22 protein-coding genes and 1 pseudogene are annotated in these 25,217 nt (G+C 48.3%); 10 read left to right on the forward strand and 13 right to left on the reverse strand.

The features are described 5' to 3' along the window. Positions 1-31: 31 nt before the first annotated feature. The 7 genes from G3M70_03875 to G3M70_03905 all read right to left on the reverse strand — a co-directional run bounded on the left by G3M70_03875 (position 32) and on the right by G3M70_03905 (position 10,338). Positions 32-469: a purine-binding chemotaxis protein CheW gene (locus tag G3M70_03875; GenBank protein QPJ61073.1), complete on the reverse strand. Its 438-nt coding sequence runs from the start codon at positions 467-469 to the stop codon at positions 32-34. 2 nt (positions 470-471) lie between these two features. Next, a complete protein-coding gene (locus G3M70_03880) occupies positions 472-2,844 on the reverse strand; it encodes a histidine kinase (protein ID QPJ61074.1) in 2,373 nt (790 codons plus the stop codon). A gap of 426 nt (positions 2,845-3,270) precedes the next feature. After that, positions 3,271-4,647: a sigma-54-dependent Fis family transcriptional regulator gene (locus G3M70_03885; GenBank protein QPJ61075.1), complete on the reverse strand. Its 1,377-nt coding sequence runs from the start codon at positions 4,645-4,647 to the stop codon at positions 3,271-3,273. A gap of 20 nt (positions 4,648-4,667) precedes the next feature. Continuing rightward, the gene (locus tag G3M70_03890; GenBank protein QPJ61076.1) at positions 4,668-6,215 is read right to left on the reverse strand and encodes a PAS domain S-box protein; all 1,548 of its coding nucleotides are present in this window, start codon (positions 6,213-6,215) and stop codon (positions 4,668-4,670) included. 64 nt (positions 6,216-6,279) lie between these two features. Further along, a complete protein-coding gene (locus G3M70_03895; GenBank protein QPJ61077.1) occupies positions 6,280-7,866 on the reverse strand; it encodes a citramalate synthase in 1,587 nt (528 codons plus the stop codon). A gap of 1 nt (position 7,867) precedes the next feature. Next, positions 7,868-9,139: an aspartate kinase gene (locus G3M70_03900; protein QPJ61078.1), complete on the reverse strand. Its 1,272-nt coding sequence runs from the start codon at positions 9,137-9,139 to the stop codon at positions 7,868-7,870. Beyond that, the gene (locus G3M70_03905; protein QPJ61079.1) at positions 9,136-10,338 is read right to left on the reverse strand and encodes a phosphoglycerate mutase; all 1,203 of its coding nucleotides are present in this window, start codon (positions 10,336-10,338) and stop codon (positions 9,136-9,138) included. Before G3M70_03905 ends, G3M70_03900 begins: the two co-directional genes overlap by 4 nt. A 274-nt stretch (positions 10,339-10,612) precedes the next feature. Between G3M70_03905 and G3M70_03910 the strand changes: the two genes are divergently transcribed. Both G3M70_03910 and G3M70_03915 read left to right on the forward strand, forming a co-directional pair. After that, positions 10,613-11,557, forward strand: coding sequence for a hypothetical protein (locus G3M70_03910; GenBank protein ID QPJ61080.1), 945 nt, complete (start codon positions 10,613-10,615; stop codon positions 11,555-11,557). Between the two features lie 206 nt (positions 11,558-11,763). Beyond that, a pseudogene (locus G3M70_03915) lies at positions 11,764-12,210 on the forward strand (endonuclease domain-containing protein). Positions 12,211-12,515: 305 nt separating this feature from the next. Here the strand turns inward: G3M70_03915 and G3M70_03920 are convergent. Together G3M70_03920 and G3M70_03925 are read right to left on the reverse strand one after the other, a co-directional pair. Continuing rightward, the gene (locus G3M70_03920) at positions 12,516-13,769 is read right to left on the reverse strand and encodes a hypothetical protein (protein ID QPJ61081.1); all 1,254 of its coding nucleotides are present in this window, start codon (positions 13,767-13,769) and stop codon (positions 12,516-12,518) included. A 61-nt stretch (positions 13,770-13,830) separates the two neighbouring features. Further along, positions 13,831-14,877: a tetratricopeptide repeat protein gene (locus G3M70_03925; protein ID QPJ61082.1), complete on the reverse strand. Its 1,047-nt coding sequence runs from the start codon at positions 14,875-14,877 to the stop codon at positions 13,831-13,833. 90 nt (positions 14,878-14,967) lie between these two features. Here G3M70_03925 and G3M70_03930 point away from each other — a divergent pair, with 90 nt between their 5' ends. From G3M70_03930 to G3M70_03945, 4 genes are all read left to right on the forward strand, one after another. Next, positions 14,968-15,150, forward strand: coding sequence for a CPXCG motif-containing cysteine-rich protein (locus G3M70_03930; GenBank protein QPJ63701.1), 183 nt, complete (start codon positions 14,968-14,970; stop codon positions 15,148-15,150). A 278-nt stretch (positions 15,151-15,428) separates the two neighbouring features. Continuing rightward, entirely contained in the window at positions 15,429-16,340 is a 912-nt protein-coding gene (locus G3M70_03935; protein QPJ63702.1) for a bile acid:sodium symporter family protein, read from the forward strand. 121 nt (positions 16,341-16,461) lie between these two features. After that, a complete protein-coding gene (locus tag G3M70_03940) occupies positions 16,462-18,246 on the forward strand; it encodes a hypothetical protein (protein ID QPJ61083.1) in 1,785 nt (594 codons plus the stop codon). 30 nt (positions 18,247-18,276) lie between these two features. After that, a complete protein-coding gene (locus G3M70_03945) occupies positions 18,277-19,242 on the forward strand; it encodes a zinc transporter ZntB (protein ID QPJ61084.1) in 966 nt (321 codons plus the stop codon). A gap of 137 nt (positions 19,243-19,379) precedes the next feature. Here the strand turns inward: G3M70_03945 and G3M70_03950 are convergent, their stop codons facing one another. Both G3M70_03950 and G3M70_03955 read right to left on the reverse strand, forming a co-directional pair. Then, positions 19,380-20,438: a hypothetical protein gene (locus G3M70_03950; GenBank protein QPJ61085.1), complete on the reverse strand. Its 1,059-nt coding sequence runs from the start codon at positions 20,436-20,438 to the stop codon at positions 19,380-19,382. A 23-nt stretch (positions 20,439-20,461) separates the two neighbouring features. After that, on the reverse strand, positions 20,462-22,063 hold the full coding sequence (locus tag G3M70_03955; protein ID QPJ61086.1) for an oligosaccharide flippase family protein: 1,602 nt from the start codon (positions 22,061-22,063) through the stop codon (positions 20,462-20,464). A gap of 84 nt (positions 22,064-22,147) precedes the next feature. Here G3M70_03955 and G3M70_03960 point away from each other — a divergent pair, with 84 nt between their 5' ends. Next, on the forward strand, positions 22,148-22,429 hold the full coding sequence (locus G3M70_03960; protein QPJ61087.1) for a hypothetical protein: 282 nt from the start codon (positions 22,148-22,150) through the stop codon (positions 22,427-22,429). Between the two features lie 47 nt (positions 22,430-22,476). Here the strand turns inward: G3M70_03960 and G3M70_03965 are convergent, their stop codons facing one another. Together G3M70_03965 and G3M70_03970 are read right to left on the reverse strand one after the other, a co-directional pair. Continuing rightward, positions 22,477-22,665, reverse strand: coding sequence for a hypothetical protein (locus G3M70_03965; protein ID QPJ61088.1), 189 nt, complete (start codon positions 22,663-22,665; stop codon positions 22,477-22,479). A gap of 74 nt (positions 22,666-22,739) precedes the next feature. Beyond that, positions 22,740-23,144: a hypothetical protein gene (locus G3M70_03970; GenBank protein ID QPJ61089.1), complete on the reverse strand. Its 405-nt coding sequence runs from the start codon at positions 23,142-23,144 to the stop codon at positions 22,740-22,742. A 166-nt stretch (positions 23,145-23,310) separates the two neighbouring features. On the opposite strand from G3M70_03970, the gene G3M70_03975 reads away from it, so the two are divergent. The 3 genes from G3M70_03975 (at position 23,311) to G3M70_03985 (ending at position 25,119) form a co-directional block, all read left to right on the forward strand. Beyond that, positions 23,311-23,877, forward strand: coding sequence for a septum formation inhibitor Maf (locus tag G3M70_03975; protein ID QPJ61090.1), 567 nt, complete (start codon positions 23,311-23,313; stop codon positions 23,875-23,877). A 235-nt stretch (positions 23,878-24,112) separates the two neighbouring features. Beyond that, the gene (locus G3M70_03980) at positions 24,113-24,319 is read left to right on the forward strand and encodes a hypothetical protein (GenBank protein ID QPJ63703.1); all 207 of its coding nucleotides are present in this window, start codon (positions 24,113-24,115) and stop codon (positions 24,317-24,319) included. Beyond that, positions 24,316-25,119, forward strand: a complete 804-nt coding sequence (locus tag G3M70_03985) for a formylglycine-generating enzyme family protein (protein QPJ61091.1) — start codon at positions 24,316-24,318, stop codon at positions 25,117-25,119. Before G3M70_03980 ends, G3M70_03985 begins: the two co-directional genes overlap by 4 nt. Positions 25,120-25,217: the final 98 nt, after the last annotated feature.

Here is a 25,217-nt window from a genome sequence, read left to right on the forward strand (position 1 = left end):
CCTGAAATAATTTTCAGATGTATTAACGGGCTTATGCCGTTACCGGTTGCTTCACCACCTTTTCTGTATCAAGGATCAGAAGCAGCTTGTCCTGTAATTTATAAACACCCTTCACCAGTTCCTGGAGAGGCCCGTGGAGGTTTTCCGGGGCTGGTTCATACAGGTTTTGGGGCACCTCCTGCACATCTCCGATTTCATCCACCAACAAACTGACAACATCCTCACTGGTTCTCACCACAACGTTCATGGGCATTTCCTCTTCTTCTCGCTCTTTTAATTTCATAAGACGCCTCAGGTCGATCGCGGTGATGATCTGTCCTCTCAGATTGATTAACCCGGTGATCGTTTCGGGAGCGAGCGGAACCGAGGTCATTTCCTGATAGCGAAACACTTCCTGAACCTCCAAAACATTGACCCCGAAACAATGCCCATCCAGCGAAAACGTACAGAACTGTTTTTCATCGATCATTTTTAGATATCTCCTTCAGTGGTAGCAGCCAGGAGTTTTTCGTCCTCGTTCTCTGCATAAAAACCGGGATCTGCTTCCAAAATAATGCCTTCAACATCGACCATATCGGTGACTTTACCCTGGACCACTGCCGAGCCCACGGTGCCTTTACGACCTGTTCCGGTTTTAATCTCAATGGCTTCCTCAACAATATCCACAATCCTCTCGACCACTACCCCGACATTTCGCCCTCGATCGCAATAAACGATCGCCTGCATCGAACCGGTTTTATCCTGAGTGGATGCAGATCCTTCGAAAAATTTTGAAAGATGTATCAGAGGCATGATGTCCCCACGATATTGCACGACCTCTTTCTGTGCAGCCAGTTCAACCTCTTCCCATTTAAACTCTTCAAGCCGGGCAACCATAGACAAGGGAACGGCCATTCGGCTCTCATCGGTCAGTTCGAAAACCAACAGAGTTTGTTTTTCACCATTCAAAGCTTCAGACCGGTCACTATGAGTTGAAGTCTCGGAACTACGTGATTCTTCTGATATCACTCGTGCGTTCTGGGCAAGACCCATCACATCCAGAATCAGGGCAACTTTTCCATCACCCATAATGGTGGCTCCGGAATAGGCAGTGATCGCTTTTAACTGGTTTCCGAGCGGCTTGACAACGATTTCTTCGGTGTCGAGTATTTTTTCTACAACCAGACCAAATTGTTTGTTGTCAGCCTGCAACACCACAATATTTACCGATTCTCCTTCCCTTATCGCGGCCCCTGTGAAACCCAGTTCCTGACTCAGGTAGACGAGCGGGAGGAGATTGCCGCGCAGGCGGTAAACAGGGTTTCCCTGAATCATCTCCACTTCCTTTTCGGCGCGATCCGGGTCCAGCCTTACCAGCTCAAGCAAACTCACCTGAGGGATACAAAACCGGCTGCCTTTGCAAGTAATTGTCAATGCCGGGATGATGGCAAGCGTGAGTGGTATTTTTATCTTGAGCGCAGTTCCCTTGCCGGCCTTACTATTGATGTCGATGCTGCCACCAATTTTTTCAATATTGGTTCGAACCACATCCATACCGACACCGCGGCCAGAAATATTCGAAACCTGTTCAGCGGTAGAAAAGCCTGGAGCGAAAATCAAGCTGATCAATTCCCGCTCGCTCATTTTCGCAGCGCGCTCAGCAGTGATTACATTTTTCTCGATGGCTTTCTTTTTAATTTTCTCAGGATGAATACCACCGCCATCGTCGTTGATTTCAATATTGACCTGCCCCCCCTCATGGTAGGCGCGGAGAGACAATGTGCCTTCGGGATCTTTCCCATTGGCAACACGCACATCCGGCATTTCGATTCCATGGTCGACTGAGTTCCGTACCATGTGGGTTAGCGGATCCTTGATGGCTTCAATCAGGGTTTTGTCCAGTTCGGTTTCCTTGCCCTCCATTTCCAGCCGGACTTTTTTCCCAATACTCTGAGACAAATCCCTGACCACACGTGGGTACTTGCTCCAGATATTCCCGATTTGCTGCATGCGGGTTTTCATAACCCCTTCCTGCAATTCAGAAGTGAGCTGGTTAAGATGTTGGGTGGTGGAAATGAAATTGGAATCTTTTTCGTTGGAAGCAAACTGGACAATCTGGTTGCGGGACAGAACCAGTTCCCCAACCAGGTTCATTAGCTGGTCAAGCAGGTGAACATCAACTCGAATACTGGATTCCCCTGCTGATGGTTTTTTATCCGTTGCCGCCGCCGAAGCTTCCGGCACTGCAGGTTTTGTATCAGAGTTGGTGGCTGGAGAATCCGCTGCTGTCGGTGGTGTCGGATCTGCAACTGGTTCCGGTAAAGCTTCTTCAGGAGAAGATGCCGGAGTCTCAACAGATCCAGTTTCTGCAGGTTGGTTTTCCGAGCTTCCGTTAGACTGTTCCGGGATTGGAGTTTCTGCCACAACCTCCTGTGCCCCATTTCCATTGGAGCCCCCTGTGGAAATATCATCAACCGGCTCTCCATTATTTAACTTATGGAGCACTTCAATGAGATTGGAATAATCGACATCCCCTTCAGCGCGATCATTTTCAATGCAGGATAGAATCTGCCGAACAGCATCCACCATTGCAAGAAGGGCGTTAGCAATCTGCGGCGTCATTTGCATTTCACCGTCGCGGAGCCGGCTCAAAAGGTTTTCACCTACATGGGCAATAGATTCCAATTTACTGAAACCCAAAAACCCACAAGTACCTTTAATAGTATGAATGGTTCTGAATATACTGGCTAAAAGGCTGGTCTCATTCGGATTCGCCTCCAGTTCAACCAGGTCCTGATCCAGCTGATCCAGGTTCTCATAACTTTCGGTCAAGAATTCATTAATGATGGGACCCATCTCATCCATCACTCTTTTCCTCCAAAAAGTGCAACTCTGTAAGTCTTCCGATCATTTCGAACGCCATCTTATAGGTGCCCACCGTTAGTGAACTTTGACAAGGGTGAGGTTTTGGTTTACCCCTGATTCCCGTTCAAAATTTATCAATGTCTCGAATTTAGTCTAAGGCCTGTTTTTGAATTTGAAAGTAATAAATCCAAGGATATTCAAAGTTTTTTCTTCACCAGCTTTTGTTTCAGATCAATTGAATAAAAGCAATTTAAATGCCAAAAATCGGCTCAAAACAACACACAAGCAAGGCATTGTTATTTAATGATTTATCCAACTTTATCTTTTATTTCAAAAGGCTTTAACATCTGATTTTTCATATAACAAAGAAACAAAAATACGAGTTTTCAGTTATTCCATTTATTTGATATTTTTGATTCTTTGATATCAATCCATTTCTTTTTTAATAAACTGGGATCGCTTAAGCCCATATTTGGTCATTTTGTCATAAAGCGTTTGGCGGGGTATCCCAAGTGCAGTGTATGTATTTTTTATGTCCCCTTTTTGCCGATGGAGTTCCTGTTCAATAGTTGTTTTTTCAAAGTTCTGAACAATCCGGGATAAAGTCGTCTTCTTTCCATTTATTTGCCCGTGATCGACCAGACTTTCCCTGAATTCTCCCGATGATGCCGGAGACAGACCGAGGACAAACCGTTCGGATTCATTTTTTAATTCGCGAATATTCCCCTCCCAATGACGGGATATCAGGTTATGCATAAAAGCCTGCGGTACAATTGCGGGTTCATAATTGTAACGTCTACTCGCCTCTGCAACAAAATGCTGAAACAACAGAGGGATATCTTCCCGCCTCTCCCTTAAGGGTGGTAGTTGGAGGTTCACCACATTCAGCCGGTAATACAGATCCTCACGAAACTCCTTTTTTGCACTCGCTTCCTTCAAATCAATCTTAGTCGCAGCAATCACCCGAACATCCACTGGGATGCGCTCATTACTTCCCAACCGTTCAACCACCCGGTCCTGCAAGACCCGAAGAAGCCGAACCTGCATTTGCATTGGCATGCTTTCGATTTCATCAAGAAAAATTGTGCCTTTATGGGCATATTCGAATTTTCCTATGCGACGTTGATCAGCATTGGTAAAAGCGCCAGCTTCGTGCCCGAACAATTCACTTTCAATCAGGCTGACCGGTAAAGCGCCACAGTTGATGGGCACAAACGGATGATTGCGGCGCTGACTCAACTCATGGAGGTTGTTTGCCACCAATTCCTTGCCGGTTCCCGTTTCTCCAAGGATCAATACATCTGCATCGGATTCGGCGATATTCCGGATGATATGGTTCAAACGATCAATGGCTTCGCATTGGCCCAGTATTTTGTTCTCAGCCTGGCGGCTGGAAGCGATCTCCATCCTGAGTTTCCGGTTCTCCATTACCAGGTTTCGTTTTTCCATGGCACGCCGGACTATTTCCAGAAGTTGATCTGTTGGACAGGGCTTTTCAATAAAATCGTATGCACCCAGCTGCATGGCCTTTACCGCCATGGGGACGTCCCCATGGCCGGTGATAAGGACAACCGGTAAATCGCGGTCAACACGAACAACCTCTTCCAGCAATTCCAGCCCGCTTAATCCTGGCATTTTAATGTCCGAAACCAGGATGCCCGGCCAGGTATTGTCCAGCATATGAAGAGCATCTTCAGCATTGCTGAATGTGGTCACTTCATATTTGGCCAACTCCAGGGTTTGTCGGCGCGATCGGCGAACGTGCTCTTCGTCATCAACGAATATTATTTTTCCGGATTCCAAAAGTCACACTCCAATAAAAATCAGGAGAACTGTTCTTCGCCAATTTTATCAAATGTCAAAGTAAACTGGGCTCCACCTTCAGGATGATTGGATGCTTCCAATGTCCCTCCAAACTCCTGAATGATGCTGGAGGAAATTGCCAACCCCAACCCCAGGCCTTTTTGCGATGACTTGGTGGTAAAAAAAGGATCAAATATTTTGGATAGCACGCTTTTACTGATACCCGGCCCCGTATCACGAATGGTGACCCAAACCTGGCTCTTCGTCGAGGTAATGATAAAAATCAGGCGCTTGTTTGACAAATGCTGCATGGCATCAATTGCATTACCAATTAAATTCAGAAAGACCTGCTCCAGCTGAACCGCTTCACCCATGATCCACGCAGGCTCTGCCTGATACATCCTGACAATTTCAATTCCATCCAACCTGTTTCCTATCTGCATGAAAGCCAGAGCAGATTCCATTACCGTCTTGGTTAAAACCGGTCGCTTCTCCTGCGGTTGGTGTTGAACCAGGTTCTTGATGTTACTGACTATTTTCCCGGCACGGCGGGTCATGTCCGATATGGCGACAAAATTGGACCGGACTTCTTCGTAACGTTTTTCTTTAAGCAGTTGCTCAACATTATCGACATAGGCCTGCAAAGCTTCCAGGGGCTGATTCAACTCATGGCTGATACCTGCAGACATCTGCCCGAGCACCGCCATTTTTGCGGCCTGCACAAGATCTTCCTGTGCTTTTCGAAGACGTGCTTCGGAAAGCTTGCGATCGGTGACGTCACGCACGACTCCTATCACCAGAGGCTGTCCTCCTGACGTGGTCTCACTCAAACTCAGTTCAAGTGGAATCATATTCCCATTTTTCTGGAGACCACTCGCTTCGATGAACTGTCCTATGATCTGTCCCGTTCCTGTTTCGTAACTGTCTTTGGCTAGAGGCAACAGGGTGGCGAGATCCGGAATCAATATCCGGATATTTTTTCCAATGACTTCAGAAGACTTGAATCCGAAAGTGCGTTCTCCAGCCGGATTTATGGATTGGATAGTGCCGTTCTGGTCGAGCGACAGAATAGTATCCAATGCATTCTCGATCACACTGCGGAGTCTCTCTTCACTTTCCATGAGAGCGATCCCGACACGTTTTCGTTCGACTGCAAATCTCATGGACCGCGACAACTGCGCGGTGTGGAGGTGACCTTTGACAATATAGTCTTGCGCTCCGCGATTGAGGGCAGTCAAGGCGAGGCGCTCATCATTTGCTCCGGTCAAAACTACAATGGAAGTTCGAGGAACAACCCTGGTAATGCTTTGGAGAGTTTCGATGCCCTTGCAATCCGGTAAAAACAGGTCGAGCAATACCAGATCAGCTTCAGCTCGAGTAAGGTAATCAAGGGTCTCATGAAGGGTCTGAGCCCTTTCCAGTAAAAACGGCGGGTTGGTGACCTGGCTTAGAATGATTTCGAGAAATTCAGCATCTTCATCGTCATCCTCGACCAGCAAAACGTTGAGCGGCGCATCAGTATCAACTGGTTGAGGCGAGGGTTCAGAAAATCCACGAACAGTATCCATAACATACTGGAACGGGATACAGGGGTTTCCAGTCCTGCAACCGTTCCCTCCCAGGTTGGACTCGTCAAGTGGGTATTTTTTCTTTCAACGAAAACGCGTGAAGCTTGTATTGAATGCTATCGATAAGGGCCTGCCAACTGGCTTCGATGATGTCTTCCGAAACCCCCACCGTTCCCCAACGGGCATGTTCGTCACCAGATTCGACAAGAACGCGGATCCGGGCACGGGTTCCCTGTTTATCATCCAGAATGCGGACCTTATAATCGAGCAGACTCATTTCAGCAAGCTCCGGATAGAATTTAGTCAAAGCCTTTCGGATTGCTTTGTCAAGCGCGTTGACTGGTCCGTGGCCCTCTGCTGCCATAATTTCCTGGATACCATTCACCCGAACCTTGACCGTTGCCTCAGAAATCGGAGACTCGTCTTCTTTCCGCTTTTCAACAATCACCCGAAAACCCACAAACTCATACAATTGTTCGATCTCACCCCGGGCATCCCGCATCAGCAATTCAAAAGATGCTTCCGCGCCCTCATATTGAAATCCGAGATTCTCCGCTTCTTTCAATTGGGCAAGCAATTCATGGATGCGAGGATCGTTCTCCTCCAGGTCAACCCCATATTCTCGTGCCTTGGAAAGGATCGTACTCCGCCCGGATTGCTCGGAAACCAGAATCCGCGTGGAATTGCCTACAGACTCTGGAACAATGTGTTCGTAGGTTTCACGATTTTTCTTGATGGCACTGATGTGCACCCCTCCCTTATGGGCAAATGCACTCCTGCCAACATAAGGCTGACGGTTCCAATGGCCTTTGTTGGCAAGTTCGTCAACGAAATTGGACAATTCCTTCAATCCCGTCAGGTTCTCGTCGGAAAGACATTCTTTTTCCATCTTGAGTTTCAGGTTGGCCATTACTGAGATCAGGTTACAGTTTCCGCAACGTTCACCATAACCGTTGATGGTACCCTGCACCTGCTCAACACCCGCACGAACTGCTGCCAGCGCGTTGGCAACACCCAGTTCTGAATCGTTGTGGGTGTGCACCGCGATCCGTGCACGGCAGGTGGAAAGCACCTTGTGCGTCAACTCATCGATATCCCAGGGCATGGAACCCCCGTTGGTATCACACAGGACCAGCCAGTCCGCCCCAGCCTCTTCTGCCGTTTTCAAAACCTTAAGTGCATAGTCCGGGTTGTGCTTGCACCCATCAAAAAAATGCTCGGCATCAAACATCACCTCGTCGCAATGCTTCTTTAAAAACTGGATACTCTCACCAACCATTTGAAGGTTATCATCCAGGCTGGCGTTCAGTGCTTCAGTGACCTGCATGTCCCAGCACTTCCCGAAAATGGTGATCACCGGAGTATTGGCTTCGACCAGTTGGCGCAGATTGGGATCGTCTTCCGTTCGGTTGCGCACTCCCCGTGTACTGCCAAATGCAGCCAATCGAGCCTGTTCGAACTGAATATCCTGAATTTTTTTGAAAAACTCGGCATCCTTTGGATTCGCTCCCGGCCACCCTCCTTCGATATAAGGGATACCTGATTCGTCCAGCTTCCGGGCTATACGGATTTTATCTTCCACGGTGAAAGCGATATCTTCAGCCTGCGAACCGTCACGCAATGTTGTGTCATATATGAGGATATTTTTCATTTCACATAGCCTTCTTGTTTGTTTCCGCCGCTTGTGGCGATTCTTCCGAATTGTTTTCACCGAGTTTAAATTCATCGTGCAAAACCCGAACGGCAAGTTCTGCGTATTTTTCTTCCAGGATGCAGGAGATACGAATCTCAGAGGTACTGATCATCATGATATTGATACCTTCCCGCGACAATGAATCAAACATGCGCGCCGCAATACCGGCATGACTGCGCATCCCCGCCCCGACAATCGAGATCTTGGCGATGTGTGAATCAGCCACAACTTCTGCCGCCTGAATTTCCTTACCGGACCGTTCCATCACCTCCATCGCTTCGTTGAGATGCGTCTTAGGTAACGTAAAGGAAATATCAGTGTGGCCTTCCTGGCTGATATTCTGGATGATGACATCTACCGAAATATCCTGGTCAGACAACGGGCAAAATACTTTCGCCGCGATTCCCGGTTGGTCCGGCACTCCTTTCAACGTAATTTTCGACTGGTCTTTGGCGCACATGACGCCCGATACAACCGGTTGTTCCATTTCCGGACTCTCCTCGCAAATCAGCGTTCCCGGGTCGTCTTCAAACGTGGAACGCACCTTGATTGGCATTTTATATTTGTTCGCGTATTCAACACAGCGGATCTGCAGAACTTTCGCACCCAGACTCGCCATTTCGAGCATTTCTTCAAACGACACCATGTCCAGTTTCCGCGCCTCCGGGACAATCCTGGGATCTGTGGTGTAGACACCCTTCACATCAGTGTAGATTTCGCATACGTCTGATTTCACTGCCACAGCCAGTGCAACAGCAGAAGTGTCTGACCCACCTCGGCCAAGGGTGGTGACATCTCCCTGGTCGTTAACTCCCTGGAACCCGGCGCAGACAACCACCTGATTGTCTTTTAAAATTTTGCGCACCCGCTTACCATCGATTTCAATAATTCGCGCACGAGTGTGGCTGTTATCGGTGAGCAATCCCATTTGTCGACCGGTAACCGATATTGCGGGGCAGCCCATTTCACGCAAGGCAATAGCCAGCAACGCTGCTGATATACGTTCCCCGGAGGACAAGAGAAGATCAATCTCCCGCCGGTTCGGGTTGTCGCTCATTTCATGCGCAAGGTTCAGCAAGCGGTCGGTTTCTCCCGCCATGGCCGACACGACCACCAATACCTTTTTCCCTTTTGCACGTGTTTCAGCCACACGTTTGGCGACTTGCCAGATGCGCTCCGTGCAGCCGACGGAGGTCCCGCCATATTTCTGGACAACTATGTTCTGACTCATCCTGCCTCATTAATAAATAACCGGATCAATTCCTGGCCACTGGCTATCGGTGCACTTCCGTCTGAAATCAACTCTTCATCAAAGCCCTGAACCGCGGTTCCTGATGCTTTTGCCGGGTACATCACATAGGGCACGGGACTTTTTTTGTAACGCATGAGGTCCACCGAACTCATGTGATTTTCCGTAACAAGAACCCGTAAATTGCCCTGCAACTCTGCATGCTGCACCAGCGGACCCACAATTTTTTCATCGAAATCTTCGATCGCATCGACCTTGTCGTCGATCATTCCCTGCAATGAAACCGGTTCGCCAGCTCCCACATGGGTGTAAACGATATCGTGTGTCTCAAGGGCCTTCAGCGTTGCTTCCACCGTGGCCTCGTAATTTGTATCAAGAAAACCGGTAATCCCTTCAACCTCGGGCACATGCATATTGGCAGCCAGGGCCATCCCCCTAAACAGAGGGGAAGCTGTGATCACCGCACCTTTTTCCCCAATGTGTTGTTCAAATTCCGGGAGCTGTTTTGACTGACCATTGCCCCAGAACCAGACGCTGTTGACCGCGTCGGCACTATCGGCTGCGCGTTGGCGATTGAATGGATGGTTGTGCAAAATGATCTGCGCCTCATTCATTAGATGCACCAACTCCCGATAAGGCTTCTCCTGCGGAATGTGTTTTCTGATGCCCTCCCCGACCAGCTCCATTGGAGGTTGCAACCGATCCGGGAAAGGGTCGGTCTTCATCACCATCAGGTTACTGGGTCCCCCACCGGAATGAAAACGGACATCGTCGCTTACAATCGACTCCTGCAAGGCCGCGATGAGGGTCGCCGAGTCTTCTCCAGATAAACGATCCGCAGTGAAATCCTTGAGGATCATATCGTTGTGGCTGGACTGCAGAATAATGAAATCGCAACACAACGGCATCTCGTCTTCACCCACCGGCACTTTGAGCGCTTTAGCCAGATAGTGACCGGGACCCGATACATACTCGACCGGATCATACCCAAGCAACCCCAGCAGGGAGACCTCGGGTCCTGCAGGCAACGATTCGGGAAGGGGATTGTAGGCCCCTGCCCGACCGGTCTGAGCCAGCCGGTCCAGATTAGGCGTATTTGCCAATTGCAATGGCGTCTGATTATCTCTTTCGGCAATGGGCTGATCGCTCAGGCCACCCCCGATCAATACAAGGTATTTCATCGATATCCAGTGGGAAAAAGGACTAGGGAATGAATAATTATAACTCTTTTTCCCAATAATACCATGGGAAGTATGGGCTTAGCGCTTGTTTTTTATGATTTTGCGGGAGTGTCCGGAAATCCGGAAGCCTGTAATTGGGCCTTTCCAGAAAATGGAATTTTGCCTCTCCAACCGCCATTTCGCCCAGATGAAAAAAGGGGCGCGATTTGACATAGAGGAAAGATTTCAAGAAGATAAAAGGACAGTTTTCTGGTTCAACTAATCGGATACCTATATGAAATGTCCTGAATGCGGTTTTGAACAGAAGCCCCGGGAGGTGTGTTCTGTCTGTGGTCTGGTGCTTTCAGATTACCTGGCCAAGAAAGCCCTGGAGCGCGACCGACCGGAACCGACGGCGGAGCAGGTCAAACGCGGCCAAATGGTTTCGATCCGGCGCGGACATAAAGTCATCCGAAATGTGAACACGCGCGACCTGCCTGAAAAAATTCAGCGCGGGGAAATTTATTCCAGCGACGAAATTTCCCAGGATGAAAAAAAATGGATTCACGCTGGCAAGCATCCGCAGTTGAAAGCTTTATTCGAAAAACCGCCGGAGGTGGAAGAATCTAAAACTTCCGCAAAAGAAAAACCCAAAGACCCCGATATCGAAGTCCACGACCCTGAAAAGAAAGCACGACTGAAGCGGCTCGCCAAAAAACACGCATCCGGAAAATTGTCGGATGAAGATTATACGCAGCAGCGCAACAAAATTTTAAAGAAAGCGATGGATGAGCAGCGTAAACAGGCCGACACTGGTGAAAAACGCGCGACGTTGGCTGGCGGCCTGGGTGTGCTGATGATCTCCATCGCGATATACCTGCCTATTTATAAAGTCCGACTCGTGCCGGACATCATTCTTTACAGCAAAAGTATTATGGCAACCGGGGCCATTATTTTTCTCACCTTGTTTGCGATGTTTGATATGGCTCGCAACAATTTTCGATGGTCGCGGTCGATCGGGCTTGTGATCGCCAGCTCCCTGTTTGCCATCCACTACATGCAGAGTCAGGAAATTGCCCAGGTGCTTTCTGGCAAACAGGAAACGATCGTCGGCGGAATTTTTAATGGCTTTGATAAGGTAGGTGTGGAAAAGATCAAACCCGCCTGGGGCTGGGCCGTGTTTGCAGGCGGCGCCTTCCTGGTCCACCTCTCCGGCTGGCTACGCGGTAGAGTGGATTAGTCCTCCGCGAACGGTTGATATAAATTGATATGAGATGCCCCCTTTTTCTCCTTTTAAAGTTTGCCCTGAATTTGTTGAATAAAATAGAGAAGAGGATAAGCGAGAAGGTTTTAAACTACGAATTTATTTTTGGGAAAATCCAATATTCCCCCTTCTCCGAAGGGGGACGCGAAGCAGGGGGCTTTGAAACACTAAGCTAAATATAAATGCAAAAAAAAATACTTAACCCTCATATTCCCTACAATGAGAAATTAAAAGAAAAAGCCAGGCAGCTTCGCAACAACTCCACGCCATCAGAAAAGAAGTTCTGGGAAATTTTGCGCACAATGCCTTTTTACACACAACATCCTTTCAACAGACAAAAACCAATTGGAAGTTTCATTGTGGATTTCTATTGCCATAGCTTGGGGCTGGTCGTAGAGATCGACGGAGACAGCCATGGAGAAGATAAAGCAAAGGTATAGAATCAGAATAGAACTGTGTGGCTTGAGAATCAGGGGTTGAAGATAGTTCGCTTTTCAAATCATGAAGTGATGAATGAGATTGACAGTGTGATGGAAACTTTACAAAACTTTATTGAAACAAAACAAATGGAAGAAGCCCCCCAGCCCCCTTCGGAGAAGGGGGAGCTTAAAGACAAAACCAAAAACTAAACATCAAGGATGTTGTAAAAATAAAACCAATTCAAATTCACTAACGACGGCTCAAATTAAGGTGAATTCAATTTCTCCCTTTCTGGACTTGTCCTAAACTTGCCAAAGGAATGGGATACGCGAAGAAGAGTAGCTTTAAAACTATGGTTTTGTTTTTGGCTTGACCCGATACTCCACCTTCTGAGCTTGTCCTGAGCTAGCTAAAGGGAAAGGCGGCAGGGTTTTTAAATAACGTATTTTTTTGGGTGAATCCAATATTCCCCCTTCTCCGAAGGGGGACGCGAAGCAGGGGGCTTTGAATTTTTTCAAAAATGATATTGCAGTTCGATTTGCACAAGATCATCTTGACTTAGATTTACAAAAAAGTCTGACGGAGGTTGACTGAGAAACAGCCGCGCTTCGGCCTCCAATGTCCAGCGGTCGCCTATTCGGCGGCTGGCTTCCACCGAAACAAAACGCGCAGCGGTGTCGATGTCCTGAATCATCCCCAGTAATATTTCTGTGCTTTGCACATCGTTGAGTGCCAGTCGTGCACCGATGCCGATATCGTTTTCAAAGGGAGTCAGTGCATCGTCTCCACGCTCGTCAAACAGATACTCTCCGATCAGACCGAGGTCCCAGCCTTTGTCAAAAATCCCAAAGAGCGTGTACTCGAATCCGCCGGTCAGAGCAACATAGTTATCAGTTGCCGGACCCTGCCGGTTGCCTTGTCCGTTACGGTAAAGCGCCTCCAGTTTCCACAGCCAGGCATCGGCAACATAGGAAGCGTCAAGACTGACCTGATCGATCTGCTGATAGAGCAACCGACCCTGCGGCACTCCGGCGGCATTGGGCATGAACAGGAAAGACGGGTCCCGACTGGTACCGTGGAACCACGACAAACCGAGGTCGACGTCTTCGATCACGCGACTGTAACGCACCGCGAAATCCTGATTCCATTCTTTAGCGCCACTTTCGTATAGAACATTGTCCGTGTCGAGTACAGTGCCGAACCGCAAACGTCCACCGCGTCCAGGAAAAGTGCGTTCGCGAAAATAAGGCAACCAGAACAAATCCACTGTGCCCCAGTCGCGGTCGATTGATAGATTGACCATGGGCTGGCCGAGCTTGGCTTCGGTATCGAAACTTTCGACGAGGTCGGTCTGATTGATAATGTCGACCAGGTGTGAAAACTCAGTTACGCCCCAGAACACGCGGCGCACGCCGAGCCTCAGTTCAAACTCGTCAGCGAGGTGCAGGTAGGTGGCTTCGCGCAGATCAAAATGGGTTCGACGCGAATCCTGCGAATCGAGCCGGAAAAATGGGGTGACCGCGACACTGCTGCCCGATTCGAATTCGTGGTAGTACTCCGGACGCAGAACGAGAGAGACTCCATGGTCGCGCTGACCGGGGAACTGTGCTTCCTGGAAAAACAGGCGTGTCTGACCGCCAACGTAACCCGACAACTCGTGCGCCGTTGTTACTTCACCTGCGCCCACAAAAAAAACCACCGTGAGCAGCAATCGGGTGATCCAGCGGCTCCAAACGGCGGCCCCTGTTTTTAAATCGGAACCGTTCATGTGTTCAGTATATCAAAAGGCCAGGTTAAGATTGGATGATGCTGCAAATTGAGAAATGATTTTATTGAGCTCTAGACCTCAATACAAACAAATGACCGGGCAGGCCTTTACCGTATTCCTCACGGATATCCGTGGCCTGGCAGGCAGACACTTCAAATTTAAACTGGTCTGCCAGTCGCTGGATGTAAAACATCGAATGAGAGTAGCGTCCTGAGGTCAACGCTTCAAAGTCGGGGCCCTCCACACTCTCGGTCGAGAACACAAACCAGGCTCCTGGCCTGGACCGCTCGACTACCTTTTCGAACAAGCCCTCGACCGCTCCAAGATAAATCAAAACATCGGTGGCGATGAACAAATCATACGATTGCTCGACCGAATCCAGATGATGGTCAATGGAATCGTGAACCAGAGAATGGTAAACACCTTTTGCGCGGGCGCGTTCCAGCATGTTGGGTGCCAGATCGACTCCTTCGAGATGTTTGACCTGCGAACGAAACGCCAGGCCGGAAAGGCCCGTGCCGCACCCCATATCCAGTGCTGACTTCAGTCGTGGTGTTCCTTCGCGCAATGCACGCAGAAGTCGTGCCAGCTTTTCAGGCACGTTGTAACGCAGGCGGTGAACCAGGTGGTCGTCGAATCTTGACGCATAGGGATTGAAAAGAGACCGTACATAATCGTCTGGCGGTGAATCCGGATTGTCTCCCTTTAGCACCGCAATCAGATACTGCGCGCGCTGGTCTTCGGGGTTCAATTCCAGAGCCCGCTTAAAGGCGACAGACGCCTCATTCAGTTTTTTCTGGTCACGCAGGATATTGCCGAGGTCGTACCACCCTTCCGCATCGTCCGGATGGGCTTTCACCAGATATTTCAGGCAAGCTTCCGCCTCTTGCAGCTTACCGATCTCACGGCACAACCGACTTGAAAGTGTCAGGGCTCCTGCATGTTCCGGTTTCAGGGCCAACAGTTTTTTTAAATAATCCTCGCCCTTCTTGAGATCACCCAGTTCAAAACAATACACGCCCAATTTATACAGAGCATCAATTGAACCGGGATGTTCCTTGAGCTGGCTTTTTAACAATTCTAAATCGGGATTTGTTTGGGTAGACAAAAGGTTGGCCAGGAATCTTTTTATTATAAAATGGTCATGATACCCGCACCGGGTGTTGGGTGCAATGCAGACAAAGGACTGAGACGTAAAATGGACGAACATGAATTTGCATGTCCCTATTGTGGCGAGTTGATATCAATGTTGCTCGATCTGTCGGCTGGCGGGCAGGAATACGTTGAAGATTGCGAAGTGTGCTGTCGTCCGATCCAGATCGCATATGGTGTTGAAGAGGGAGAGCTGACCTGGTTCCAGGCCGGAAGCAATTCCATGTAGTTTTTGTTTGGCAACAAGATGGGTGGCTGGCGCACGGCCAACTAAAAACTTGCGCGATTGGCTCAATAATCCTTGCTGATTCACGCCACCCTTCCGGAAAGTGACCCAAAAGTGAAATTTATTAGTGTCCCGGTTATACAGCCAAACGGTTGTCTGTTACGCAACGGCGAGAGGCCGCAAAGTGGTTTATAATCCAGCGGATGGATGACCTTGAAAAACCCACTTTAAATAAGACCGAACTTTTTTTCACAAAGCTGGCCAACGCCTTCCCGATCTTGGTGGTGGTGGGTGCGGCGCTGGCATTAATCGAACCACGCACGGCGACCTGGTTTCAACCGACGTGGATTCCCTACTTCCTCGGCCTCATCATGCTCAGTATGGGGCTGACTCTGACCTGGCAGGATTTTTTGCGCGTGCTCGAGTTACCGCGCGCTGTGTTCATCGGGGTTGGCCTTCAGTACGGGGTGATGCCCTGTCTCGGTTTTTTTCTTGCACACTGGTTCGATCTGCCACCGGACTTCATGATCGGCCTCGTCCTGGTCGCGTGCTGCCCAGGCGGCACCGCCTCCAACGTGGTGTGTTTCATCGCAAGATTAAATGTGGCCCTTTCGGTTACGCTCACCACCTGCTCAACATTACTGGCCGTCATCATCACGCCATTGCTCACCACCTGGCTGGTTTCAGCGATTTCCGAAAGCCTAATGGGCCGTGCCATAGAGGTGAACACGATTGGCTTATTAATCAACACCTTTCAGGTTGTGGTGTTGCCGGTTATGGCCGGGGTTGTCATCAACCACTTCTTTCACCGGCAGGTTGCGAAGATCACACCCTACACACCCTTATTAGCCGTCCTGTCTATCGTTTTCATCGTCGACTTTATCCTTGCCGTTAAAAAAGATGCGATTTTGCAAAGCGGCGGACCTCTCTTGATGGCGATAGTCATCCTGCATGCACTGGGGTTTGGCCTCGGCTACGGGTTATCGCGTTTAATGGGCCGACCCGATGGAGACGCCCGCACGATATCCGTGGAGGTGGGCATGCAGAATTCGGGGCTGGCAACGGAACTGGCGCGTAACAACTTCGCAGCTTTCGGCCTAGCTACGGTACCCGGTGCAATATCCGCCCTGACCCATTGTATTTTAGGCAGTATCGTTGCAGGAATATCAAGAAGGTTTCCCACTCAAAAGTGAAACAAAAAGGTAACCGGACCATTTAAGTACAGCCCCTTCGAAACAAAAAAGGTTATGATTAAAAAGCCCAAATCGAAAACAGGTCTGATTTAAAGACAATATATAAAAGGATATTATTTCTGTGAAAAGACATCTTTGGCTCGTAGTTCTTCTTTTCTGGCTCGCGGGTGTTGCTCCCGCCATTGCTGAAAAGCCTGCCGAACCATCCAAATCTGCTGAGACCAGTAAACCTGAAGAAACGCCGGAGCCCTCCGACCCTCCAAAACCCCAATTTGGCCCCAGCCCAATTCATAAAATCCAGTTTCAGTTGCTGCAAATTTCTAAAAGGAAGTTGGTAATTCAGAAGGAATTGGAGGATTTGGGAAAACGTGATCCCTCTAAACTTGTGCTGGGTCGAATAAATGAGCTCCAAGCCGAAATGGGTAATCTAATCGAAACCTATGAAGCCCTTGCCACGCAGATTCCAAAAGAAGACATTTCCAAAGATGAAATGGCCCGGAAGGGGTGGATGGAGGAACTACAGGATATTACCCGGCCCATACTAAACTCGTTAAAAGATTTTTCAGCACGTCCCAGAAAAATTGATAATTTGAAAGCACAAATTCTATCGCTCCAAAATAAAATCCAGGCCTATGAAAAAGCACGAAAGCATATTGTGGCCTTGGAGGAATTAAAATTAAATGGCTTCACCCTCGATGAAGACGATAAAAAGAAATCAATAACCCAGCAAGATGTATTGCAAAAATTCCAGGAGGAACTAGCCAAACTTAAAGACCAGTACGATCCTGAGATCCTGAAGCTGGAACTGGAGGAGGCCCAAAGGACGCTTCAAAATCTGCAATCATCCAACCAGAATCTTTTTTCCCTGATTGGCCAGGCCATTACCGAATTTATGAGCGTTCGGGGCCGGAATTTTCTGGTCGCCCTGACCTTCCTGTTTGGCCTGGGATGGCTCCTCACTCTTGTTTATAAAACGATTGAATCAAAAACCCAGTTGCTGAATAGAATTAACCGGTCGGCAAGGAAGTTTATTAAAGCGATCTATTTCCTGGTCATTTTCCTGATTTCATTTTCAGCAAGTCTGTTCACCTTGTATTTGTTTGATGACTGGCTGTTATTGAGTTTACTTTTTCTGGTCCTGGTTGCTTTCGCCTGGACCTCCCGGCAATTTATTCCAAAATTTGTCCAGGAACTAAAACTTATTCTAAACTTAGGTACCGTGCGAGAAGGTGAGCGCTTGTTCTATGAGGGGATTCCCTGGCTGGTTAAGGAGATTGGTTTTCACGTCACCCTGCACAATCCACGGTTGGATGGTGGAATAATCAGGGTGCCTGTCGGAAAAATGATTGGACTGTCTTCCCGGCAATTTGTCAAAGAGGAAGAATGGTTTCCTACAAAGCAGGGAGATTGGATATTTTTTCAAGATGAAACATTTGGCCAGATAGCCAGTCAGACCCCTGAGCAGGTTATTCTCATCAATAAACTTGCAAGACAGGTTTACTTGACCCCGGAATTTTTAACCATGAAACCCAGAAACATTTCCGGGGGCTATGCCATAGTGATTAAATTTGGTTTGGACTATTCGCTTCAAAAAAACATTTGTGAGGACATACCAAATTTGTTCTTAGAAAACCTTGAGGAAGAGTTTAAAGACCATTTTGAATCCAAACCTCCTGTCTTTTCGTTTATTAAAGTCAAGTTCGACACAGCCGGACCCAGTTCTTTGGATCTGGTTGTATTGGTGGGAGTCAACGCAAACCAGGGAGAGAGTTATTTTTCCCTTAGACGGGACGTTAATAAAGTTCTTGTGGAAGTGTGTAATAGAGAGGGCTACATCATTCCGTTTAACCAAATGACGGTCACCATGGCCCCTGATGATTCAACTGAAAGTTTTTCAGATAAATAAATTCCATTCGATAAGGAAATTCATTTAATTATGGATGGTTTGATTCATTCTTACTTTATTGATGAAAATGGAAAGGGGTCGCCAACGGACCTCGACCAGTTTTCGAAAGATATTTTGGACAGGGGTTTTAAATGGGTCCATCTGGATTACAGCAACCCAATTTCCCGAGACTGGATCCTGAATAAAAGCGGGCTGGATGAAGTTATGGCCGAGGCCCTTCTGGCAGAAGCAACCCGCCCCCGCTGCCTGGTAAACAAAAAAGGGATACTACTCATTTTGAGAGGCATCAGTCCCAACGAAGACGATGAGCCTCAGGACATGGTTTCCCTGCGCCTGTGGCTGGAACCCGACAAAATAATTTCCGTCAGGAAATACAAACTAGGAGTTATGGAGGATATTTCCAAAACAATTGAAATGGGAAGGGGGCCTGTAGATACCTGCGATTTTATTTATTCAATGCTGGATTTTTTGATCGAGCCAATTTCTGAGGCCGTCCTCGATATTGACGAAAAACTGGACAATTTTGAAAATCAAATCATCACCACACAGAATTTTGATTTCAGGATGGCATTGTCTGAAATCAGAAAAAGGATTATTGAACTGCGTAGATACCTTGGCCCACAAAAAGAAGCCTTGTTCCGCCTGGGAATGGAAAGCGCATTCTGGGGCAAAGAGGCTGACCGTGCCAGGATAAGGGAGATGACTGACCGGTTAACCCGTTATGTAGAAGATCTGGACTCCATGGGAAAACGAGCCACAATTATTCATGAGGAATTGGCAGGGCAGTTAACCGAGCAAATCAATAACAGGGTCTATATATTCTCAATTATCGCCGCAATTTTTATTCCCTTATCGTTTTTAACAGGATTACTGGGAATAAACGTTGATGGAATTCCAGGATCAAAAAATGACCAGGCCTTCTGGATAGTATGTTTTCTTCTTATTGTTATTTGTTTAGGACAAATTATTTTTCTTAAAGTAAAAAAATGGTTCTGATTTAACCTCAGGCATGTAAGAAACTCACCATCCTCACTGCAAAACTTTCCCGCCGGGCAGCGCCTTTAACAAATCTGCCCTCTGGTTCTTTCATTTTTTCAATCGCTCGTGCGGTGATGCCTGACGATCTCACCGTTCTATAACTCAAGCATCTCTGAAGTGATAATCGATTCTGCCGGAATATTCTGAATCACCGGTTTTCCCAAAATGGTTTCGACTTGCTCAGCCGGAATGCCTGTCCCCGGTCTTTTAAATACCAGCATCTCGCGCGTCAATTTTGCTCCCGCATCAATGTGGATTTTTGAAACAACACTGCGTCGCGCTCCTTTTTTGGTTTCGAGTTCCGAGTCCTGTGGCACTTTTTTACCATCGCCCAAAGCAGCCGCTGTTTGATCCAGTACACTTTTCAACTTGCGCAAACCATCCGGATCGAGTGACACCTTTTGATCCGGGCCAGGCAGGTTGCTGTCCGTCGTAAAGTGTTTCTCGATTATCGACGCACCCAGGGCGGCAGCCAAAACCGAGGAATCGGGTTCCATAGTATGGTCGGATAACCCAACAGGCACTTGAAACCTGTCATGGAGTTGTTTGAGGACACGCAGGTTCATCTCTTCAGGCCTCGAGGGGTAATTGGAAACACAATGGAGTAAAACCACACGGTCTGCCCCGGCTCCCCTTAAAACATCCATTGCTTTTTCCACTTCCTCTTCCGTGGCCATACCGGAAGACAACACGACAGGAACTCCTGCGCCAGCTGCGGCCTTCAGAAGTTCGTGGTGAGTGAGGTCCCCGGATGCGATTTTGATCGCCCCCATTCCCAACTCCATCAACATGGCAAGTGAGCCCTCATCAAAGGGAGTGGAAAACAATGGGATCCCAATCTCTTTCGCAAATGAAAACAGGCGGGCATAATCGTCGCGCGAAAGCTGGAAACGCTCCCAGAACTCATGGAACGGAATCTCAGAACCTGGATCGTCCGGATCGATGGCATGAAAGGTTTTCGCGTAAAGCTCGGTGCCGATGAAAGTCTGAAGTTTTACCGCATCGGCCCCACAATCTTTTGCCAAACAGATCATCTCCTCTGCAAGAACCACATCCCCATTATGGTTAAAACCAATTTCCGCCACAATTAAAGGAGGTGTCTCTGCCGCACCAATCTTTTTGCCAAGAAACTCAAACTCTTTTTGAAAATTCATTTTTTCCTCCCTTTTAGGGAAGTTCATAGAAAACCTATCTTTTTTATTTTAACAAACCATTGGACCCTGGCGGCAAGTTTTGGAGAAACCGTATGGGCCCAATCCACCACCTCCGGCGGCAATGGTTTCACCCAGAGGGTGAAAAGCAAAAACGTCATGGCAAAGGACAAGATTTGAAACCCCAGGGCAGGAATTCCGGGTCCGAACATCAACCAGCCGGGAATCAATGCTGTTAACGACACCAGCACCACCAATATGAGCGGGTAAAGCAACGCACCAGACCGAACGCTGGCACGCATGGCGAATAATTGCCGAATCACCATGTAAACCATCACAGAACCTGTAGCAAGAGCGGCCCCTGTCTCTCCATACAAGGGAATCCAGAGCACATCGAGGATCAGGTTCCACACACTCCCTTCAAAACTGATGAGCAAAGCTGTTTTTCTTTTATGCAAAACGAACAATGCAAAGTTATTCAGGTCTGATCCCAGTATTGCCGCAATCAACAGATAGGTCACATAAATCCGGAACACATTTGCCACGGGGGCGAACTCGGTTCCAAACAGACCTGAAACAATCTCCGGCGCAAAACAAAATGCAAACACTCCAACCGGCGCTGTGATCCAGGCGCAAAAGGCAATGGTCATCTGCCAGGTGGAAGACAAACCGGGTGCACCATCACGCGCATACGATTCTGAATAAAGCGACTGTGCAAGCTGGCCGAGCCCCATCAACGCGAACACAACCATTGCCCCAAGGGAAGTTGCCAGATGGTAATAACCGATGCCTGCCCTGGAAACCTCGAAATAATTCATCAACATGATGTCGCTTTGGGTCCAAAGCCCAATACTGAGCAGGTTGATGCCGTAAACAGTCCAGGCCAGGCTGCGCACCTCTTCCATGGGAGTTTCTTTTACCGGACCCGATATATGAGGCCGTGCCAGCTGGATATAAAACATCAACTGAGCCAGTGTCGACAAAATGTAGGCGAACAGGATGCCCCAGATCCCCCAATCGAACATGATGAACATGACCAGAAGGAATAGATTGAAACAGGCGTTGAGGCTTTCGGCGATCGTGACCACACGAAATCGCACCAGGGTCATGAACAACGTACCGAACATGGAATTCAGTGTGACTGCGATGAAATACAAAACTATGGCGGGTCGGTAAGCAATAATTTCCGGAACCTTGGCCCAGTCTGCATAAGCTGGCAGCAATCCGTATAACAGGCTGGCAAATATAAGGGTCGTTACAACCCTCCAGGCCAACACTTTTTTCAAAAGTGCTCGACCTTCAGACCCGGTTGGATCGTGCACATTAAGTTCGGGCAGTTTTTTGTTGAGCATCCCTTCCAACCCAAGGGTATTGAGCAGACGAACGAACGCCGGTACCACCAGGATTGAAGCATAGATCCCCAGACCTTCCGCCCCAAGATATCGGGAGATCAGGATGGACAGGGCAAAGTAGATCATCTGGACGAAAATTTTTCCGCCCACATTCCAGAACGCGTTGGTGATGAATCGATGGAGGAGGGTCAAGGGTTTTTGCAGGCCTGTACTGGCCAGGAAAGGTCTGCCAATCGGCAGGGAATCGGAGAATCCGGAACAATCCGTGACTTTCAATTGCTTTTTTCCCGGACGGTCCACTATTATACACTATGCTTTTGATTATGATTCAGGAACACTTGCAGCAAAGGAGTAACGACGGTGGGACAATTCAATGTTCTGTTAGCCGCTGAATTTCACAACCTGAACGAAGAGTTGGTCAAGGAACGCGACCAACGACTGGAAGAAGCCTGTTTCGAAAGAATTCCCACGATTGCAGAAGCCTGGGAAATTGCTGTTGAGGCTGTGGACGAAGCGGAAGCCAAAAATGATGCCATCGGGAAGTTCACCGATGCAATAAGAACTTATCCTTGTGAACTCAAGCTGGTTGTTCAGGCAGGGACCAGCCAGATCCTGCGCCGTAAAAAAGTTTTTGAGCCGTAAAAAAGTTTTAAAGCTGTTTTTTAGAATCCCGGAGGCTGGGACTCTTTTTATTTGTTGCCGGACCAATAGCAACCCAGCCAAATTAATTTGGGATGTGCAGACAGAAGCCCGATCAACATCAACTCCAAGATGAACGCTTCAATCGCTTCCCGATCCACAGGTTGAAGCTGGGCAATGTTCAGGAGTGCATGGAACCCCATATAGCAAGCAAGGATGGGAAGCGGTTCCTGATCCATTTATTTGAAAACGCAAAAGCGAAGGAACCCTGAGCGATTCATGTCCCCATTATATGGGGAGCTGTCCGCAGCCGTTACAGTGACGAGCCTGTGAACGCAGTTGCGTTTTCGGCGCCAAATTCGTTGGCGATCATAATCAAGTGGTGTCCTTGTTTTGTTTCCACAGGACCAAACAATCGCCCCTTCACAATCTTGTGATTCAGAATTGCTGTCCGGATAATCTTTTCGAGTTCATGGTTTTCCAGAACAGGATCATAATCCTTTAACCTTGGATCGTTCGACCCCAATTCAACCCATCCCAGATTGCCTCCGTCTGATTTTGAATCGCACAAGCTGTACTTTTCCGCGAGACGCATCAGCATTTGGATCCGGGCAGTTGTCCCCTTGACCTCGTCAATCGTCTGCTTTAATAAATCGGCAACTTCAGGTTTATCCACTACAATATGCCGAATTTGAATTCGATATGACAATCCAACCATTAATTTTCTCTTTCTAACGGGCTTCAGAGCCTGGTCGAACTTGCGACCATCCCTCGCCCCTTGCGCAATTAAAAAATGACAGCTAGATTATAGCCGTTTGCCCTTTCAGAAAAACCCCCTTTTTCCCGAAACCGGACGGTTTTTTTTAATCCGGAACTTATAAGCCGTGAAATTAATCCTTGCGTCCAAATCCCCCAGACGCTCAGAATTGTTGACGCAAGCCGGAATTACCTTTGAAGTCGTTCCAGCTGAAGTTGATGAAATCACCGACCCGAATCTGCCTATCCATGAAAATATTAAGAACCTGGCAGCCTTGAAAGCAAAATGGGTCGCCAATAATAACCCCGATGCTTTTGTACTCGGGGCGGATACCGTGGTGGTTTTGGACAACCAGATCATCGGCAAACCCCGAGACCGCCAGGACGCCCGACAAATCCTGTCCAGATTGAGCGGAAACGAACACCAGGTCGTAACCGGATATGCGCTCATCTCCCCGGATTCCCAAATTTTTTCTGACACCGTGACCTCCGCCGTTTCCTTCCATAAACTCAATCAGGAAACCATTGAGGATTATATAGAATCCGGAGAGCCCATGGACAAAGCGGGAGCCTATGCTATCCAGGGTCTGGGCAAACAACTGATCAAAGGCTATGAAGGCTCTTACACCAATATTGTAGGCCTGCCAGTCGATGAAATTCTGCACTGCCTGAAAAACGCCGGATTCACTGTTTAACCCCCTCCTCTTCCTGCCAACAAAAAAAACCTGTTGACAATTCAGGCTTTATTCAATTTACAAATTGAGCCTGACAACGAAATTTGCTTGCAGTGACGCTGTTTTTAGATTTACTATTTCAACGTGACCTCTGATAAATCAAAAATTTCCAATCGAGGAAGTTTGAGAGAAGAAACCTTTGTTAGAGGTGGAATTAATAAATTGGGTTTCAAACCCGGAGACTATTCCCGTCATGATGTTCGAACTCAAAGGCCAATGCCCCAAATGCCAGGCGCCAGTATTCCTCAACGAGTGCTCCGACTGGTACGGCAACACCATCACCAGTCTCAATTGCTGGAACGGCCATTACAAATGGCTGAGGGTGGAAGAGATCGAACAGAACCTGGAAATTGACCCCGAAACCAATGTTGTGAGCTACATCGGTTTTTTCGATTTGGGATGACCTTTATTCTAAGCAAAGCCAGACTCCTGCCCGTTCTTCTTTTTTTCCCGCTCATCAGTTTTATTTCCGGATCCAATGTATTCGGTGCATCCTCAGCCCAGGCTCCAGCCGGGATGATCTACATACCGGAAGGCTATTTCCCCATGGGCACAAACTCAGGAAATAGCGAGGACCAGCAGCCAATGCATTATGTATACACTTCCGCGTTTTACATCGACCGACAGGAAGTGTCCAACGCTCAATATAAAAAATTTCTCGACGCTACCAGCCACACTAAACCACGCTTCTGGGATGACGTTCGTTTCAACCAACCCGACCTCCCGGTAGTCGGTGTCAGCTGGTTTGATGCCATGGCGTATGCGCGATGGAAGGGAGGTCGCCTGCCCACTGAAGCGGAATGGGAAAAGGCAGCACGAGGAAACGATGGCCGCATGTATCCCTGGGGTGCCAAATGGGAACGCGGTTTTCACCTTTACTTTATCAACGTCTACGGAGTTGAAGACAACTACCCCTTCACCGGCCCGGTGGATTATTTTGAATCAGGAGCCAGTCCTTTTGGATTACTCAACACGGCGGGCAATGTCTGGGAATGGTGCCTCGACTGGTACGATAAAGACTATTATCAGGTCAGCCCGGAATTGGATCCCCAGGGACCGGATAAAAAGCGGATGAAAGTCATTCGTGGTGGTTCATGGGTCAACACCATCGACGACATCTCCCTGACCCGCCGGGGCCGCAACTTTCCCCATATCAAAAACAGCCTGTATGGTTTTCGCATTGTGGTTCCGGTTACCCAATAGCCACCCCGGCAGGACGGCTAAAAGGTTGACATCCCCCCTCAATCAATTATAAGTTGGGATAAACCCCGGTTTGCCAAACCTTGAAAACCCCTCTGCAA

It is taken from the genome of Candidatus Nitronauta litoralis (assembly GCA_015698285.1).
Classification (GTDB): domain Bacteria; phylum Nitrospinota; class Nitrospinia; order Nitrospinales; family Nitrospinaceae; genus Nitronauta; species Nitronauta litoralis.